This window comes from Streptomyces sp. VTCC 41912 (assembly GCF_045799175.1).
GTDB classification, from domain to species: domain Bacteria; phylum Actinomycetota; class Actinomycetes; order Streptomycetales; family Streptomycetaceae; genus Streptomyces; species Streptomyces albulus_C.
This window is the reverse complement of the sequence record NZ_JBJMAB010000038.1, coordinates 76,777-92,594: the sequence shown is the minus strand read 5'-3', so window position 1 is coordinate 92,594 and position 15,818 is coordinate 76,777. Positions and strand designations below refer to the sequence as shown.

Here is a 15,818-nt window from a genome sequence, read left to right as displayed (position 1 = left end):
GACTGGGCCGAACGCACCAGGCCCCACACCGCGGCAGCGGCCACGTCGTGCCCGGTCGTCGCGCCCCGGGTCACGAAGACCAGGCGGGCGGCGGCCAGGCGTTCGGGGCGGGTGAGCCAGGTCTGCACGGCGGCGAGCGCTTCGGTGGCGCAGCGGTGCGCGGCCCCTGCTGGGTCCGTTGCATCGCCTTCGGTGCCCGGAGCGGCGAGGCCGGCGAGGGACAGCAGGACGATGGTCGGGGCCGGGCCTTCGGCCGCGGCGAGCGCGGCGAGGTCCGGGTGGCCGGTGGTGTGGGTGAGGGCCGGGTGGGTCCGCAGTCCGAAGGGGTCGCGGCCGACGAGGGCCACCGCGTCGGGCGTGGTGGCGGACGGGCGGACGGGCGTCCAGTCGAGGCGGAAGAGGGCGTCCCGGGCGAGCGCGGCGGCGGTGTCGAGCTGCTGGTCGGCGACGCCGCGCAGGACGAGCGAGTCGACGTGGAGCACGGGGGCCCCGGTGTCGTCGGCGACCGCGAGGGCGAGGGCGTCGTCGGCGGTCGGGGTCAGGCGGACGCGCAGGGTGGTGGCGCCGCTCGCGTGCAGGGCGACGCCCTCCCAGGAGAACGGCAGGCCGCCGCGCCCGCGTTCGCCGAGGCCGGTGAGGGCGGTGGCGTGCAGGGCGGCGTCGAGCAGCGCGGGGTGGAGGCCGAACGCCTCGGCGTCGGGCCGGGCGGTCTCCGGCAGGACGACCTCGGCGTAGACGGCCCCGTCCAGGCGCCAGGCGGCGCGCAGGCCCCGGAAGGCGGGGCCGTAGGCGAATCCGGCGTCGGCGAGCCGGTCGTAGTGACCGTCGAGGGACAGTGGTTCGGCGTCGGCCGGGGGCCACTGGGTGGTGTCGAGGGCGGGCTGCGTGTCGCCGGCGGGGGCGGTGTCGGCGGTGTCGGCGGTGGTGAGGACGCCGGTGGCGTGGGCGGTCCACGGGGTGTCGTCGCCGGAGTCGGGGCGCGCGTAGACGTTGACGGTGCGTCGGCCGGTGGCGTCGGGGGTGCCGATCCACAGCTGGACCTGGACGCCGCCGTGCTCGGGCAGGAGCAGCGGTGCGGCGAGGGTGAGTTCTTCGACGCGGTCGCAGCCGACCTCGTCGCCGGCCCGGACGGCGAGTTCGAGGAGGGCGGTGCCGGGCAGCAGGGTGGTGCCGCGGACGGTGTGGTCGGCGAGCCAGGGGTGGGTCTGCCGGGAGAGGCGGCCGGTGAGGAGCACGCCACCGGCGTCGGCGAGGGAGACGGCGGCGGACAGCAGCGGGTGGTGGGCGGCGCCGAGGCCGACGGAGCGCAGGTCGGCGGCGGCGCCCTGGAGGGCCTTGGGCCAGTAGCGGCGGCGCTGGAAGGCGTAGGTGGGCAGGTCGGTGCGGCGGGCGCCGGTGCCGGCGAAGTAGCCGGTCCAGTCGAGGGCGGTGCCGTGCACGTGCAGGTCGGCCAGAGCGCTGGTGAGGGCGTGTTCCTCGGGGCGGCCGGCGCGCAGGGCGGGCATGGTGACGGCGTCGGAGGCGGCGGCGTCCAGGCAGTCCCGGGCCATCGCGGTCAGCACGCCGTCGGGGCCGAGTTCGAGGAAGGCGGTGGTGCCGTGCCGGGCGAGCCAGTCGATGCCGTCGGCGAAGCGGACGGCGTGCCGGACGTGGCCGACCCAGTAGTCGACGGAGGTGAGTTGGGCGACGGTGGCGGGCTTGCCGGTCAGGTTCGACACGACCGGCAGCAGCGGCGGGTGGAGGGTGAGGCCCTCGACGACGGTCCGGAACGCCGCCAGCATCGGCTCCATGAGCGGCGAGTGGAAGGCGTGCGAGACGCGCAGTCGCCGGGTCCGGTGACCGTCGGCCGCGAGCCGTTCGGCGAGGTCGGTGACGGTGCGGTCGTCGCCGGAGAGCACGACGGCGGAGGGGCCGTTGACGGCGGCGACGGACACCTGGTCCTCGTGGCCGGCGAGCAGCGGGACGACGGCGGCTTCCGGTGCCTGGACGGCGATCATCGTGCCGCCGTCGGGCAGGGCCTGCATCAGGCGGCCGCGGGCGGCGACGAGGGTGGCGGCGTCGTCCAGGGTGAGGACGCCGGCGAGGTGGGCGGCGGTGATCTCGCCGACGGAGTGGCCGGCGAGGTGGTCGGGGCGGAGGCCGAAGGACTCGACGAGCCGGTAGAGCGCGACTTCGACGGCGAAGAGGGCGGGTTGGGCGTAGGCGGTGCGGTCGAGCAGGGCCGCGTCGGTGCCCCACAGCACGTCGCGCAGGGGGCGGTCGAGGTGCGGGGCGAAGGCGTCCAGGGCCTCGTCGAGGGCGGTGGCGAACGCCGGGAAGCGGGCGGCGAGTTCCCGTCCCGTGCCGAGGCGTTGGGCGCCCTGGCCGGTGAGGAGGACGGCGAGGCGGGTCTCGGCGCGGGCGGTGCCGGTGACCGGAGCGGGGGCGGTGGTCGCGTCGTCGTCTTCGGCGAGCGCGGCGAGGCCGTCGGTGAGCGCCGTGCGGTCGGCGGCGAGCAGCACGGCGCGGTGTTCGAAGCCGGCGCGGGTGGTGGCGAGGGAGTGGGCGACGTCGAGCAGGTCGGCGTGCGGGGCGTCGTCGAGGGCGGCGCGCAGGGCCGCGGCCTGGCCGCGCAGGGCGTCGGGGGTGCGGCCGGAGAGCAGGACCGGGACGGTGCCCGGCGTCACGGGGGCGGTGGTCGGCGTAGTGTCGGTGCCGGCCGGGGCGTGGGGCGTCCCGGGCTCCTCGGGCGGTGCCTCGGGGGCCTGCTCGATGATGGTGTGGGCGTTGGTGCCGCTGATGCCGAAGGAGGAGACGGCGGCGCGGCGCGGGGCGCCGGTGGCGGGCCAGTCGGTGGGGTCGGTGAGCAGGCGCACCGCGCCCTGCGACCAGTCGACGTGCCGGGTGGGTTCCTCGGCGTGCAGGGTGCGGGGCAGCACGCCGTGCCGCATCGCCAGCACCATCTTGATGACGCCGGCGACGCCGGCGGCGGCCTGGGTGTGGCTGAGGTTGGACTTGACCGAGCCGAGCAGCAGCGGCCGGTCCGCGGGGCGGTTCTGGCCGTAGGTGGCGAGCAGTGCCTGGGCCTCGACGGGGTCGCCCAGGGTGGTGCCGGTGCCGTGCGCCTCGACGACGTCGACGTCCCCGGCGGTCAGTCGGGCGTTGACCAGGGCCTGTTGGATGACCTGCTGCTGGGAGGGGCCGTTGGGGGCGGTCAGGCCGTTGGAGGCGCCGTCCTGGTTGACGGCGGTGCCGCGGACGACGGCGAGGACCTCGTGGCCGTTGCGGACGGCGTCGGAGAGGCGTTCCAGGACGAGGATGCCGACGCCCTCGGCCCAGCCGGTGCCGTCGGCGGTGTCGCCGAAGGAGCGGCAGCGACCGTCCGCGGACAGTCCGCCCTGGCGGCCCATCTCGATGAAGGTGCCGGGGCCGGACATGATGGTGACGCCGCCGGCCAGGGCGAGGGTGCACTCGCCGGCCCGCAGTGCCTGGGTGGCCAGGTGGACGGCGACGAGCGAGGAGGAGCAGGCGGTGTCGACGGTGACGGCGGGGCCGACCGTGCCGAAGGTGTAGGAGATGCGGCCGGACAGCACGCTGCCGGTGTTGCCGGTGAGTTGGAAGCCCTCGGCGCCGTCGGCGGGGCCGACCCGGTAGTCCTGCGCCATGGCGCCGATGAAGACGCCGGTGCGGCTGCCCTTCACGGACGTCGGGTCGATGCCGGCGCGTTCGAACGCCTCCCAGGCGGATTCCAGGACGACGCGCTGCTGCGGGTCCATGGCGACCGCCTCGCGCGGCGAGATGCCGAAGAACTCCGCGTCGAAGTCGGGGGCGTCGTGCAGGAATCCGCCGGCTGCGGTCGGTGCGGTTGCGAGTGCCTCCAGGTCCCAGCCGCGGTCGGTGGGGAACGGGCTGACGCCGTGTTCGCCGGCCGCGACCAGTCGCCAGAGGTCTTCGGGGCTGCGGACGCCTCCGGGGTAGCGGCAGGTCATGCCGATGATGGCCACCGGTTCCTGGGCCGCCGATTCCAGCTCGCTGACCCGCCGCCGGGTGCGTCGAAGGTCGGCCGTCGCAAGCTTGAGGTAGTCCCGGAGTTTTTGTTCGTTGTCCATCTCAACTCAACCCATCTCGACAGCCGACGGCCGCACGTGAATGGCGTCCGACTTCTCCGCAGCATTCGGGCGGGAGGTCGGATCGCCACCTGGATTCGCCACTCACCGGGAGAATCCATGTGGCGAGTGTCGTCGGAATTCCCGCGGGAATCCCCTAGTGTTCGAAAGCCTGGCCCTATTACCAGTTGGCGGTGAGCAGGAGGTCGGCGTATTGGTTTTCGCGGGAAACCTGCGCCAGGTCGGAATCGACCATCATGCGCATGAGGGCGGGGAAATCGACGTCCGGTTTCCAGCCGAGGCGGTCGCGGGCCTTGGCGCTGTCGGCGCACAGCACCTCGACCTCGGCGGGCCGCACCAGGTCGGGGTCGATGACGACGTGGTCCTGCCAGTTCAGGCCGACGTGTTCGAAGGCGAGCCGGACCGCGTCGCGCACCGAGTGCATCTGGCCGGTGCCGATGACGTAGTCGTCGCCGGCGTCCTGCTGGAGCATCAGGTGCATGGCGCGGACGTAGTCGCCGGCGTAGCCCCAGTCGCGGACCGCGTCGAGGTTGCCCAGGGAGAGCTTGTCCTGGAGGCCGTGCTTGATGCGGGCGACCGCGAGGGAGATCTTGCGGGTGACGAACTCCTGGCCGCGGCGCGGGGACTCGTGGTTGAAGAGCATCCCGGAGACCGCGTACATGCCGAAGGACTCGCGGTAGTTGCGGGTGATGTAGTGCCCGTACGCCTTGGCCGCGCCGTACGGGCTGCGCGGATGGAAGAGCGTGGTCTCGCGCTGCGGGGTCTCCGCCGCCTTGCCGAACATCTCCGAGGAGGACGCCTGGTAGAAGCGGATCTGACCGCGCGGGTTGGCGGTGCGGGAGGTGGACAGGCCGCTGACCATGCGGATGGCCTCCAGCATCCGCAGCACGCCCATGCCGTTGACCTCGGTGACGAGTTCCGCCTGCTGCCAGGACATCGGGACGAACGAGATCGCGCCGAGGTTGTAGACCTCGTCGGGCTGCACGCCGTCGACCGCGGAGACCAGGCTCCCCTGGTCCATCAGGTCGCCGTCGATGAAGTTCAGTTCGGTGGCGAGCCGGCTGACACGGGACTTGCGGGGGTTCGCCTGGCCGCGGATCAGACCCCACACCTGGTAGCCCCGCGACAGCAGGTGCTCCGCGAGATAGGAGCCGTCCTGGCCGGTGATTCCGGTGATCAGCGCTCGTTTGGACATGGCCAACCCTTCTCGATCACGAAAGAGACCGTCCAAACCCTGGAGCTCGGCCACGACCTGGCGTCGAATACGCAGTCCGGACGATAGATACCGGCACGCTCGCAAGCCGCGGAAGACGCTGTCAACGCATCCCGGAGTTTTTAGGGAATTCCCGAGTTCCGGACCGTCAGGAGTGCGCCGTCGTCGCCAACACTAGTGAGATTTCGGTGCGGAATGCGGTGCAATGACGTGGGTCGGCGGAACGGCCGACCGCGTCCACCACCGAGCGGCCCGGCGCCGCCGTCAACCGGGGTGTTCCTCCGTGCTGCTGAGACTCCTGCGGGCGCAGTTGCGCCCCTACGCGGGGGCCACCACCGCCCTCGTCGCCCTCCAACTCGTCCAGATCCTCGGCACGTTGCTGCTGCCGACGCTGGGTGCCGCGCTCATCGACCAGGGCGTGGTGCGCGCCGACCGCGATCGGGTGGCCGAGCTGGGGGCGGTGATGGTGGCGGTGGCCGTGGTGCAGATCGCGGCGGCGCTCGGGGCGGCGGCGTTGGCGGCGCGGACCTCGACGGCGATGGGCCGCGACCTGCGGTCCGCGGTGTTCCGCCGCATCCTGGACTTCTCCGCCCGCGAGGTCGGGCGGTTCGGCACGCCGTCGCTGCTCACCCGTGCCGTGAACGACGTGCAACAGGTGCAGAACCTCGCCCAGTCCGGATTCGGCATCGTCGTCTGCGCCCCGCTGATGTGTCTGGGCAGCGTGCTGCTGGCGCTGCGTCAGGACGTGCCGCTGGCGCTGCTGCTGGTGGCGCTGGTGCTGGTGGTGGCGGTCTGTTTCGGTCTGCTGCTGGCCCGGATGGGCAGCCTGTACGCACGGATGCAGGTGACCCTGGACCGGCTGGGGCGGCTGTTGCGCGAGGCGATCACCGGGGTGCGGGTGGTGCGGTCCTTCGTCCGCGACGACCACGAACTCGACCGCTTCGCGCAGACCAACGACGCGTTCCTGGCCCTGTCCCAGCGGGTGGGCCGGCTCATCGCGACGATGTTGCCGGTGGTGCTGCTGATCATGAACGGGTTCACCGTCGCCCTGCTGTGGACCGGTGCCCGACGGATCGACGCCGGCAGCATGCCGATCGGTGCGCTCAGCGCGTTCCTCAGCTACCTGTCGCTGATCCTGATGTCCGTGGTGATGCTCGCCTTCGTCTTCCTCTCGGTGCCCCGGGCCAGGGTCTGCGCCGACCGGATCGCGGAGGTCCTGGACACCGCGCCGAGCGTGGCCCCGCCCGCCGCGCCGCAGCCGGTGCGGGGCCCCGCCGGCCGGATCGCCCTGCACGGCGCCGGGTTCCGCTACCCGGGCGCCGAGGAGGCCGTCCTACGGGACGTCGACCTGACCGTCGAACCGGGCGAACGGGTCGTGGTGCTCGGCAGCACCGGCAGCGGCAAGACGACCCTGCTGAACCTCGTGCTGCGCCTGTCCGACGCGACCGAGGGCACCGTGCGGATCGGCGGCACCGACGTCCGTGAGCTGGCCCCCGGCATGCTCGCCGCCACCGTGGGCTTCGTCCCGCAACGGCCGTACCTGTTCTCCGGCACGGTCGCCGACAACCTGCGCTTCGGGCGGCCGGACGCCACCGACACCGAGCTGTGGGAGGTGCTGCGGGTGGCCCAGGCCGCCGATTTCGTGGCACGGATGCCGGACGGCCTCGACGCCGCGATCACCCAGGGCGGCGGCAACGTCTCCGGCGGCCAGCGCCAGCGGCTGTCCCTCGCCCGGGCGCTGCTGCGCCGCCCGGACGTCTACCTCTTCGACGACTGCTTCTCGGCCCTCGACCAGGCGACCGAGGCCGCGCTGCGGGCGGCGCTGGTGCCGTACACCGCGGGCGCGACGGTGCTCACCGTCGCACAGCGGGTCTCGGCCACCCACGAGGCGGACCGAATCGTCGTCCTCGACCGCGGGCGGATCGTCGCCCAGGGCAGCCACGACGTGCTGCTGCGCACCAGCCCGACGTACCGCGAGATCGTGCTCTCGCAGCTCACCGAGGAGGAAGCCGCCCATGGCCGCGCCGGACGTCCCTGAGGAGCAGCCCGCGGCGCCCCGGCCGGTCCGTCGGCTCGTCGGCCTGTTGCGGCCGCAGCGCCGCGCCGTGGCGCTCGCCCTGGTGACGGGCGTCGCCGGGATCGTGCTCAACGCGTTCGGGCCACTGCTGCTGGGCCGGGTCACCGACCTGATCGCCGACGGCGTGCTCGGTGGCGGCCCGGGTCCGGCGCCCGGCGTCGACACCGGTGCGGTCGGCCGGCTGCTGCTGGTCCTGCTGGCGCTCTACCTGGTGGCGTCGCTGTTCCTGTTGGCCCAGGGCCGGCTGGTGGCGTCCGCGGTGTGGCGCACCATCCACGACCTGCGCCGCCACGCACGGGAGAAGTTGACGCGGTTGCCGTTGCGCCACTTCGACCGGGAGCCGGCCGGTGAGCTGCTCAGCCGCACCACCAACGACATCGACAACCTCCAGCAGACCCTCCAGCAGACCCTTGCCGAGCTGATCACCGCGGTCTTCTCGCTGCTGACGATGCTGGTGCTGATGCTGGTCATCTCACCGGTGCTCGCCGCGGTGATGCTGCTCAGCGTGCCGGTCTCGGCGCTGCTCGCGGCCCGGATCAGCAAGCGCGCCCAACCCCACTACGCCGCGCAGTGGTCCGCCAACGGGGCGCTCAACGCCCACGTCGAGGAGGTGTGCTCCGGACACGCGCTGATCAAGGGGTTCGACCGGCGCGCGGCGGCCGAGCGGCGCTTCGACGCCTGCAACGACGCGGTGCACCGGGCCGCCGCCAAGGCGCAGTTCGCCTCCGGCGCCATGGAACCGGTCATGATGTTCGTCGCGAACCTGGGCTACGTGCTGGTGGCCGTCGTCGGCGCCTGGAAGGTGGTCAGCGGCTCCCTGACGCTCGGTGACGTCCAGGCGTTCATCCTCTACGCGCGCCAGTTCAGCCAGCCGGTCGTGGAGATCGCCTCGGTGGCCGGCCGGCTCCAGTCCGGCATCGCCTCCGCCCAGCGCGTCTTCACCCTGCTCGACGCTCCGCAGCAGGCGGCCGACCCGCTCCGGCCCGACGCACCGGCCCGCGCCGAGGGCCGGGTCGAGTTCGCCGACGTGTCCTTCCGCTACTCCCCCGACACGCCCCTCATCGAGCACCTCTCGCTGACCGTGGAACCGGGCAGCACCGTGGCGATCGTCGGCCCGACCGGCGCCGGCAAGACCACCCTCGGCAACCTCCTGATGCGGTTCTACGAGCCGGACTCCGGCCGCATCCTCCTGGACGGCACCGACACCGCCACGATGACCCGGGCCGACCTGCGCTCCCGTTTCGGACTGGTCCTCCAGGACACCTGGTTGTTCGGCGGCACGATCGCGGAGAACATCGCGTACGGCGCGCCCGGGGCCTGCCGCGCGGACGTGGTCGCCGCGGCCGAGGCGACCTGCGCCGACCGCTTCGTCCGCACCCTGCCCCAGGGTTACGACACCGTCCTGGACGACGAGTCCTCGACCGTCAGCGCCGGCGAGAAGCAGTTGCTCACGGTGGCCCGGGCGTTCCTCGCCCGGCCGGCCGTCCTGGTCCTGGACGAGGCCACCAGCTCGGTGGACACCCGCACCGAGGTCCTGATCCAGCGCGCCATGAACTCCCTGCGGGCCGGCCGGACCAGCTTCGTGATCGCGCACCGCCTGTCCACGATCCGCGACGCTGACCTGATCGTCGTGATGGACGGCGGCCGCATCGTCGAACGGGGCACGCACGACGAACTCCTGCGCGCCCGGGGCCTCTACGCCCGGCTGCACGCCGCCAGGACCCACCCGACGACCGCTGCCAACGTGGCCACCAGTTGACCCGCGCACCCCACGGGTCCTCCCCCGTCAGCCTGCGCCCCACGGTCAACTCACACCACGCCTTGACCACGTTCGGATGAACCCTGCCGGCTTCTCCTTACGACGCCGGGCGAAATGGGTCATACAGAACTGTGCATATCCACGAGGAACATGTCAGCGAGCCCGGGATGGTCGTCATCGACGTCACCGCCGCCGACGAAGCCACCGCAACCCTTGCCGCGGCCGAGCTGGGGCGCCTGTGGCGTTCCAGCGGCCCCTCCGCACCCTGGCAGACGCCGGGCCGCCCGGGCGTCTCCGTCCGCGCCTATCTGGACCTGCGGCACCGTCCCGCGGCGACCGAGGAGGTGCATCCACTGCCCGGATCGCGCCGGAAGTACCGCACGCACGGCAAGTAGGCCGGCCCCGCCACCGCGGTGCGGACGAGCAGGACCACCACCCCGACCGCGAGGGCGCCCACCCCACGATCCACATCGGGTGCCGCCGACGCCTCCCGCGGCACGCACCACGAACAGCGGCGGTCGCCCCGGACACGCTGTCGGTCCGAGCCGCCACGCGCAGGCACCCGGGTCACCACGTTTCCCGGCATCCGGCCATTTCCCGGAAGGGCGCCGTACCGGCCCCGCACCACGGGCACCATGATGCCCATGACGACTGAGGACTTCGGCGCTGCCGGACACCCCGCCGACACCGATCGGCCGCACTCCCCGGCGCAGCCGGACCGACCGGCCGCTCCGCGCGCCCTGCGGACCCGGCCCTGGGCCGCTGGACTGGCCGGCTTGGTGGTCGGCGCTGCGGCAGTGGGCACCACCTGGCTGACCCTCGCGGACGGCGACGACGCCGCCGGGGGCAGCGGAGTGGGGCCGACCTCCACCAGCAAACTGGCGCTCCCCGCCACCCTGGGCAACTTCGTGGAATTCCAGGGAGCCGCGCGCCGCTCCGGCAGTCGCGGCGCGGACCAGACCGCACAGCGGATCGCCAAGTCCGATGCGGAGAGCACCCACTTGCTGTCCCGTGCGTACGGGGGTGCCGGGGCAGCCGTCCGCACCTACGCGCAACGGGACGACGCGTCCACCACCGTCCTGGTCAGCGCGGTGCGCGGCGGGAGTCCGGCGCCGTTCGTCCCCTATCAGGACGCGGCGGCCCTCGGACTGGTCAGACCCATGCGCGAGGTCCGCACGGTGGGTGACGTCGCCTGCCTGATAGTGAACCAGCCGACGCCGGCGGGCCAGACACCCCGCCCGGACTCGGTGAACGTCGACCACTGCCAGCGCACCAAGGAGGGCCTGACCGTCACCGTCGGGAACATCAGCGGGGACCTCCGCACCAGCCCCGATCAGGTGGCGGCCCTGGTGGAGGACGCCTGGTCGGACGTGACCTGACGCCCCACACGTCGACGGGGCGGCTCGCGCAGTTCCCACGCCCGGGAGCCGCCCCGTGCCCGTGGTGCCGGCCGGCCGTCGGAGGCCGCCTAGCGCTCCTCGGACGGCGTGGCCGTGGCCTCCGAGGGCGTGGCACCGGGTTCGTCCAGGAGGCGGGTGCGGAAGAGGTCCAGCACCTGGTCCAGGGCCGCGCGGGTCGGCTGACCCGGTTCGTCGATGAGGTGCTCGGTCAGCACGGAGTGCGGCGCCTTCGCGGCGTTCGGGTTCGCCGCCGAGTCGGGGAGTTCGACCGCGACGAAGGCGTCGCCCAGTTCGCGGCGCAGGAAGGCGAACCGGTCGTCCGGCACCAGGCGGTCACTGCGGAACCGCAGCCCCAGCACCTGGAGGCCCTCGCGCGCGCAACGGCCCCGCACGGTGGCCAGGTCCGCGGCGGAGATGTCGATGCCGGCGGCCCGGCTCCTGGTCAGCGGGAACGGCATCGACGGCTGGGACAGCACGGGCGCCAGCAGCCGGTCGTCGACCGCCATCCCGAGGGCGAAACCGCCGGTCAGGCACATGCCGACGGCTCCCACGCCGGGCCCTCCGCAGCGCTCGTGCTCGTCCGCTGCCAGGGCCCGCAGCCACGTCACCACGGGCGAGGACCGCCCGGTGGCCAACACCGTGAACTCCCGGCTCACGCAGACCTTCCGCAGCGACGCGGCGAGGTACTGGCCGGCCTTCCGCCGCCCGACGTTGCCCGGATCGGGATCGCGGCCCGGGGTGCCGAAGAGCACCGGGAGGACCGCGGTGCAGCCGATGGCGGCCACCCGTTCGGCGAAGGCGAGCACCTTCGGCGTGATGCCGGGAATCTCCGCGATCACGATGACGGCGGGGCCGGTGCCGCGCCGGAGGATGCGGCGCGTGACGCCGTCGTGGGTGAAGGTCTCCCGGTCGAAGCCGGTCAGGTCATGATCTGCCATGGGATACCACCCTGGTGACGGATGACGGCTCGGGACCGGTCGGCTGGTGCCTGCGGGCCGAGGCGCCGCGCTCCGCCCCGTCCGGTGCCCTGCGCGATCCGGTGTGTGGTGCTGCGCGCGATATTACCCACGGGTCAACCGGCAGGACCACCGGGCCGGTGCTCCCGGACCGCACCGCCTCACGGCCGCGCGGTCCCGACGGACGCCTCGCCCGTCGTGCCGCCGGCGCCGCCCAACTCCCAGCCGCGGAACGAGCAGTAGACGATCAGGACGCCGCCGCCGACGATCGCCCAGTCGGCGAGGTTCATCACGCTGAAGTCGCGCACGGCGAGGAAGTCGACGACCGCGCCCCGCAGGCCGCCGGGCGCACGGAAGACCCGGTCCGTGAGGTTGCCGAGGGCGCCGCCGAGCAGGAGTCCCAGTGCGATGGCCCACGGGGCGCTGTGGAGCCTGCGCGCCAGGCGCACGATCGCCACCGCGACGGCCGCCGCGATCAGCGTGAACACCAGGGTCATCGCCCCGCCCAGGCCGAAGGCGGCACCGGAGTTGCGCACCACGCGGAGTTCCAGCCACGTGCCGAGCACCGGAACCGGCGCGTGGTACTCCAACTTCTCCACGACGAGGAGCTTGCTGCCCAGATCGACCGCGTAGACGAAGACGGCGATGGCCAGGAGGAGCGGGGTGCGTCGCCGCCCCGTGCCCACCGCCGCCCCCTCATCCGTCGCGGTCTCGTCCATGGCCCCGTTCTCGTGCGTCAACGTGCTTCACCCCGTTGCTCGTTGTTCCAGTCCACCCCCTCGGGGGCAGTCCACCTTACGTGTGAACGCGGCTGGGGACGTCCCGATCCGCGGGCCGCGGTGCGCCGCGCCCCGCCAGGCGCCGGGCGGCCGCGCGTCGACCGTGAGCGCCTCGGCCGGATCCGGGTACCGTCGTCCGCGCGGACCACGAGAATTCTCGTTCATATACAAGTAAACGGTGCGTCACGTAGGGTCCGCGGACGGCCCCGGGCGCGGGATGCCGGCGTCCGGGGAACCGGGAAGTGAGGGGAAGTCGCTCGTGTCCGGTGAGTGCCTGTTCCGCGGTGTCGGCTTCGCTCTGGTGCGGGCCCCGGTCCTCCCGTCGTGCCGCGCGGGGGACGCCCGGACGCACCCCGGCCACGACCCCGACGAGGCCGCCGACCCGGCCGGATCCTTACGTGCCCTGGCGGCCGACCCGCTGGTCCGGGAGGCGGTGTCGGTGGCCGGTTCCGCGCTGTCCGAGGTCGTGCGGCGCGTGCTCGACGGCGCGCCGGACGTCGGACCGGTCAGGCTCCGGCGCTCGGTGGAGGCGTTGGCCGCCGCCCGACTGCGGATGAGCACCCGCCCCACGTCGTGCGGACTGATGGCGGGGGTCGCACCGGTGCGGTGCGCCACCGACGGGACGGCGGCGAAGGTGCACTGGGGCGGCGCCCACCGCCGCGCGGTCCGCCCGGACCGGGAGTGGTTGGCCACCGTCGTCGCAGACTGGGAACGGCGCCCGGGCGTGCTGCGCCACCTGCGCGTGGTCGTCAACGCCCTGTGCACCGAGCGTGGTGGCCGGTTGGTCCTGCCGTACGCACCGCAGTCGGCGCCGTCGGACGGCCCCGAGGGCGCCATCGCGGACGACGCCGGGGACCGGCGCGCGGTCCGGGAGGTGAGCGTGCGCAACACCGTGGTGGTGCAGGCCGTGCGGGAACTCGCCCACCGGCCCCTGCGAGGAGCCGAGTTGGCCCGCGCGCTGCGGCAGCGCTTCCCCGGCGCCACCGAGGAGACGGTGTACGCGACGCTCGGCGAACTGGTCGCCAAGGACATCCTGCTGACCGAGGCCCGCCCGCCGCTGGAGGCCGCCGACCCGTTGCGGCACGTACTGCGGGCCTGCGCGGGCGTGCCCGACGCACACCTTCCGGAGCTCGCCGAACTCCGCATGATCGAGGGAGAGTTGTCGGGCTACGCGGCCTCGGAGGTCGGGGGTGGGAGCGCCGCGCTGGAGCGGGTGCACGGTCGGATGCGGCGGTTGTGCGACCGGCCGTCCCCGCTCCGCGTGGACCTCGTCCTGGACGTCGAGGTGCGGCTTCCCGGCGCGGTGGTCGAGGAGGCCGCGCGGGCGGCGGAGTTGTCGTGGCGGTTGGGCCCGCGCCGGTCCGAGCCCCGGCGGCTGCGCGAGTACCGCGAGGCGTTCGTGGAGCGCTACGGGACCGATCGCGTCGTCCCGGTGCTGGAGGCGCTCGACCCGGACGTGGGACTGGGCGCGCCGGCCGGCTACCGGCGGCCCGGCACCCCCCGGCCGGGCCGGGCGGAGGAGGCCGACCCGGAGCGGGACCGGACCCTGGCCGAGTTGGCCCAACAGGCACTGTTGGACGGCGGTTGCGAGGTGGTGTTGACGGACGACCACCCCGCGGTGCGCCGCCTGGCCCGCGACGACGGGCGGCCACCGGCGTCCTTGGCCCTGCACGCCCGGCTGCTCGCCGCGTCCGCCGAGGCGCTGTCCGACGGGCAGTTCGGCCTGGTGCTGACCGGCACTGCCGGGCCGGCGGGGGCCGTGTTCGGGAGGTTCGGCCACCTCCTCGACGATCGTTCGGGCGCCGAGTTGGGCACCCTGGTGCGGGGCGGGGCGCCGGACGGAGCGTTGCGCGCCCAGGTGACGTTCCGGCCCGGGCACGCCCGGCACGGCGATGCGGCGCAGGTCCCGCAGTGGCTGGACCGCCTCCTGCCGGTGGGGTGCTTCGCCGATCCGGACGACCCCGGCGTGCTGGACCCGCGCCGGCTCGCCGTCCGCGCCGAACCGGACCGGCTGCGCCTGGTGGACTCCGCGACCGGCCGGCCCGTCGACCCGGCCGTCTTCCACCTCCTCACCCCGCAGGGGGACCTGCCCGACGTGGCGCGCTTCGCCGCCGAGCTCGCCGAGGGCGGCGCCCGTCCCTGGCGTGCCTGGGACTGGGGCGCGGCCGACGTGCTGCCGTACCTGCCGCGGGTGCGTTACGGGCGGACCGTGCTCGCGCCGGCACGGTGGCGGCCCGCCCCCGAACTCCTCGACGCCAGGCTGCCGTTCGCGCAGTGGTGGGATGCCTGGCAGCAGTGGCGGGAGCGGTGGCGGGCCCCCGGACGGCTGTGGGTGGGACGGCGGGACCGGGGCATCCAGGTCGACCTGTCGCTGCCCGGACATCCGGCGCTGCTGCGGCACGAGTTGTTGCGGTCCGGCCAGGTCGAACTGCACGAGGTGCCGGCCGATGCCGCGGGCCACCCGGACGGTTGGCTGCGCGGCCCGGACGGCGCCCACCACGCCGAGGTCGTCCTCCCCCTGCGCCTGGCCCGGGGCGTGGACCGGCCGGCCCCGGCACCGCCCGCGGCCCGGCGCCACGTTGCGCCACGCGCCACGGCCGGCGTGCACCTGCCTGGCGGGGAATGGCTCTCCGCCGCGTGGTACGCCCCGGCCGAACGGCACGAGGAGTTGCTCGTCGGCCATCTGCCGGGGCTGCTGGAGCAGCTCCCGGCGGAGGTGGACCGGTGGTTCTTCGAGCGCCGCCGCGATGCGTACGGGGCACACCTCAGGCTCCGGTTCCACGCGCCGCCCGAGGTGTTGGCGGGGCGGCTGCTGCCGCGGCTGCACGACACCACCGGTCGGCTGCGCGCCGACGGTCTGCTCGGCCGGGTGGTCTGTGACGCCTACGACCCGGAGCTGGAGCGGTACGGCGGGCCGGAGGCGATCGCGGCCGCCGAGCGGGTCTTCCACGCCGACAGCGTGACCGTGGTGGAGCACCTGCGCCGCAGGTTCGCCCGGCAGGACGGTGCCGAGCCGCTGCTGCTGGCCGCCGCGGGCCTCGCCGACCTCGCGCGCGCCTTCCACGACGACGGCTCCGCGGGCTCCGTACCGGACGGCGGGCACCGCGCGGGTGCGGACTGGTTGTTGCGGTCCGTGCCGAGGGACGACGAGGCGTACCGCGCCTTCCGGGAGCGCCGGCGGCAGGTGCTGTCCCTGGTCGACCCCTACCGCAGTGTCCCGGGGCCGGCCGCCGCCGGGGACGTGTTGCGCACCGCGTGGCTCCGCCGCGGAGAACAGGCGTCGCGTTACGGCCGGCTGCTGCGCGGACTGGGCCAGCGCTCCTGGAGCCACCCGGACCAGGTGCTGCGGGGGCTCCTCCAGGCGCACCACAACCGGCTGGTCGGTCTCGACCCGGAGTCCGCGCGCCTGGCCCACGCGGTGGCCCGCGGTGCGGCCGCGGCGCACTCCGACCGCAGGAGGCAGGGCCGGTGACCGGTCCACGGCTCCCGTCCGGCCGGTAGCTGCTAGCGTTCCCGACCTGGGAACGG

General features: G+C 74.1%; 9 protein-coding genes. 5 read left to right on the top strand and 4 right to left on the bottom strand.

The annotated features are described in order from the left end of the window. Both ACJ6WD_RS34180 and ACJ6WD_RS34175 read right to left on the bottom strand, forming a co-directional pair. Positions 1-4,088 (bottom strand): type I polyketide synthase (locus ACJ6WD_RS34180; protein WP_407617184.1); only part of this gene is annotated, 4,088 nt, incomplete at its 3' end. 178 nt (positions 4,089-4,266) lie between these two features. After that, complete coding sequence (locus tag ACJ6WD_RS34175) at positions 4,267-5,301, bottom strand: GDP-mannose 4,6-dehydratase (protein WP_233661336.1); 1,035 nt, start codon at positions 5,299-5,301, stop codon at positions 4,267-4,269. A gap of 301 nt (positions 5,302-5,602) precedes the next feature. Between ACJ6WD_RS34175 and ACJ6WD_RS34170 the strand changes: the two genes are divergently transcribed. From ACJ6WD_RS34170 to ACJ6WD_RS34155, 4 genes are all read left to right on the top strand, one after another. Next, a complete protein-coding gene (locus tag ACJ6WD_RS34170) occupies positions 5,603-7,357 on the top strand; it encodes an ABC transporter ATP-binding protein (protein WP_407617183.1) in 1,755 nt (584 codons plus the stop codon). Next, complete coding sequence (locus ACJ6WD_RS34165) at positions 7,335-9,155, top strand: ABC transporter ATP-binding protein (protein WP_407617182.1); 1,821 nt, start codon at positions 7,335-7,337, stop codon at positions 9,153-9,155. The genes ACJ6WD_RS34170 and ACJ6WD_RS34165 overlap by 23 nt, the downstream gene beginning before the upstream one ends. 131 nt (positions 9,156-9,286) lie before the next feature. Then, positions 9,287-9,550 (top strand): DUF6207 family protein, encoded by a 264-nt coding sequence (locus ACJ6WD_RS34160; RefSeq protein WP_233661339.1) that lies wholly within the window; start codon positions 9,287-9,289, stop codon positions 9,548-9,550. 249 nt (positions 9,551-9,799) lie between these two features. After that, entirely contained in the window at positions 9,800-10,534 is a 735-nt protein-coding gene (locus tag ACJ6WD_RS34155; RefSeq protein ID WP_407617181.1) for a hypothetical protein, read from the top strand. An 89-nt stretch (positions 10,535-10,623) separates the two neighbouring features. Here ACJ6WD_RS34155 and ACJ6WD_RS34150 read toward each other — a convergent pair whose 3' ends face one another. Together ACJ6WD_RS34150 and lspA are read right to left on the bottom strand one after the other, a co-directional pair. Beyond that, complete coding sequence (locus ACJ6WD_RS34150) at positions 10,624-11,493, bottom strand: dienelactone hydrolase family protein (RefSeq protein ID WP_407617180.1); 870 nt, start codon at positions 11,491-11,493, stop codon at positions 10,624-10,626. A 179-nt stretch (positions 11,494-11,672) separates the two neighbouring features. Continuing rightward, positions 11,673-12,230 (bottom strand): signal peptidase II, encoded by a 558-nt coding sequence (gene lspA, locus ACJ6WD_RS34145; RefSeq protein WP_376555151.1) that lies wholly within the window; start codon positions 12,228-12,230, stop codon positions 11,673-11,675. Positions 12,231-12,549: 319 nt separating this feature from the next. Here lspA and ACJ6WD_RS34140 point away from each other — a divergent pair, with 319 nt between their 5' ends. Further along, positions 12,550-15,762 (top strand): lantibiotic dehydratase, encoded by a 3,213-nt coding sequence (locus tag ACJ6WD_RS34140; RefSeq protein ID WP_407617179.1) that lies wholly within the window; start codon positions 12,550-12,552, stop codon positions 15,760-15,762. The last annotated feature ends 56 nt before the right edge of the window (positions 15,763-15,818 follow it).

Excerpts from the sequence above, each read along its gene's own strand:
- ACJ6WD_RS34155 (WP_407617181.1), top strand. The coding sequence starts at position 9,800 with ATGACGACTGAGGACTTCGGCGCTGCCGGACACCCCGCCGACACCGAT.
- ACJ6WD_RS34175 (WP_233661336.1), bottom strand. The coding sequence starts at position 5,301 with ATGTCCAAACGAGCGCTGATCACCGGAATCACCGGCCAGGACGGCTCC.
- lspA (WP_376555151.1), bottom strand. The coding sequence starts at position 12,230 with ATGGACGAGACCGCGACGGATGAGGGGGCGGCGGTGGGCACGGGGCGG.
- ACJ6WD_RS34165 (WP_407617182.1), top strand. The coding sequence starts at position 7,335 with ATGGCCGCGCCGGACGTCCCTGAGGAGCAGCCCGCGGCGCCCCGGCCG.
- ACJ6WD_RS34150 (WP_407617180.1), bottom strand. The coding sequence starts at position 11,493 with ATGGCAGATCATGACCTGACCGGCTTCGACCGGGAGACCTTCACCCAC.